The following is a 1,391-nucleotide window of genomic DNA, read 5'->3' as shown; positions in this document are numbered from 1 at the left end:
ACACCATTACCGGTTGGAGCCGTCTATGAAAATTAAGACAGACGAAATTACGTCCGTTCTCAAACAAGAAATTTTAAATTATAAAAAAGACCTCGGCGTTGATGAAGTCGGAACGGTTTTAGAAATCGGAGACGGAATCGCACGCGTATACGGACTCAAAAACGTGATGTCCGGAGAGATGGTCGAGTTTCAAAACGGAATCTTCGGTCAGGCGTTCAACCTGGAAGAAAATTCGGTGGGTGTGGTCGTTTACGGAAACTACCTCGAAATCCAAGAAGGATTTACCGTAAAAAGAACCAACCGGATTCTCGAAGTTCCCGTCGGTCCGGAACTTCTCGGTCGCGTAGTCAATCCGTTAGGCGAACCCCTCGACGGAAAAGGTCCGATCAACGCAAAACTCACAAGACCCGTGGAATCTCCGGCACCCGGTATCGCGATGAGACAACCCGTAGGCGAGCCGATGCAAACCGGCATCAAAGCGATCGACGCGATGATTCCGATCGGACGCGGACAAAGAGAGCTCATCATCGGCGACCGTGGAACCGGTAAAACTTCCATCGCACTCGATACGATTCTCAATCAAAAGGGCGCCGGAGTGATCTGCGTTTATGTGGCGATCGGTCAGAAAGCTTCCACCGTTGCTTCCACCGTGGAAATGCTTCGGAACAAAGGCGCTCTCGAATATACGATCGTAGTTTCCGCGACGGCCGCAGAACCCGCTCCGCTTCAATACATCGCTCCTTACTCGGGATGTAGTATGGCGGAATACTTTATGTATAACGAAAAGAAAGCGACCCTCGTAGTTTACGACGACCTTTCGAAACAAGCGGTTGCGTATCGTCAGATGTCTCTTCTTCTTCGCCGTCCTCCGGGTCGGGAAGCGTATCCGGGAGACGTGTTCTATCTTCACTCCAGACTTCTCGAAAGAGCGGCGAAACTCGACGACAAATACGGCGCGGGTTCTTTGACCGCACTTCCAATCATCGAGACTCAGGAAGGTGAGGTTTCGGCATACATTCCGACGAACGTGATTTCGATCACGGACGGACAGATTTATCTTCAGTCCAACTTGTTCGCATCCGGGAACCGTCCCGCGGTAGACGTGGGGATTTCGGTTTCTCGGGTCGGCTCCGCGGCGCAGATCAAGGCGATGAAACAAGTCGCCGGAAAGATGAAACTCGAACTCGCGCAGTTCCGCGATCTCGAAGCGTTTGCGCAACTCGGAACCGAACTCGATCCTGCAACTCAGGCACAGCTCGATCGCGGAAATAGAATCGTTCAGATGCTCAAACAACCCGTTTCTTCTCCGTATCCTGTGGAAGAACAGGTTGTGGAAATTTTCGCGGTGACCCGCGGTTTTATGGATAAAATTCCGGTGCCGAAAGTTCAAC

General features: G+C 51.5%; 1 protein-coding gene (only partly in view). It reads left to right on the top strand.

Translation table 11 applies throughout. The features are described from left to right. Positions 1 to 25: 25 nt before the first annotated feature. Positions 26 to 1,391, top strand: the 5' portion of a protein-coding gene (atpA, locus tag LEP1GSC060_RS17650; RefSeq protein ID WP_003009320.1) for a F0F1 ATP synthase subunit alpha. Its footprint extends 146 nt past the window's final position; 1,366 of the gene's 1,512 nt are visible here — the first part of the coding sequence; the start codon lies at positions 26 to 28; the stop codon falls past the right edge of the window.

The sequence above is a fragment of the Leptospira weilii serovar Ranarum str. ICFT genome (assembly GCF_000332415.1).
Taxonomy (GTDB): Bacteria; Spirochaetota; Leptospiria; order Leptospirales; family Leptospiraceae; genus Leptospira; species Leptospira weilii_A.
This window is presented reverse-complemented; position numbering and strand designations above follow the sequence as displayed.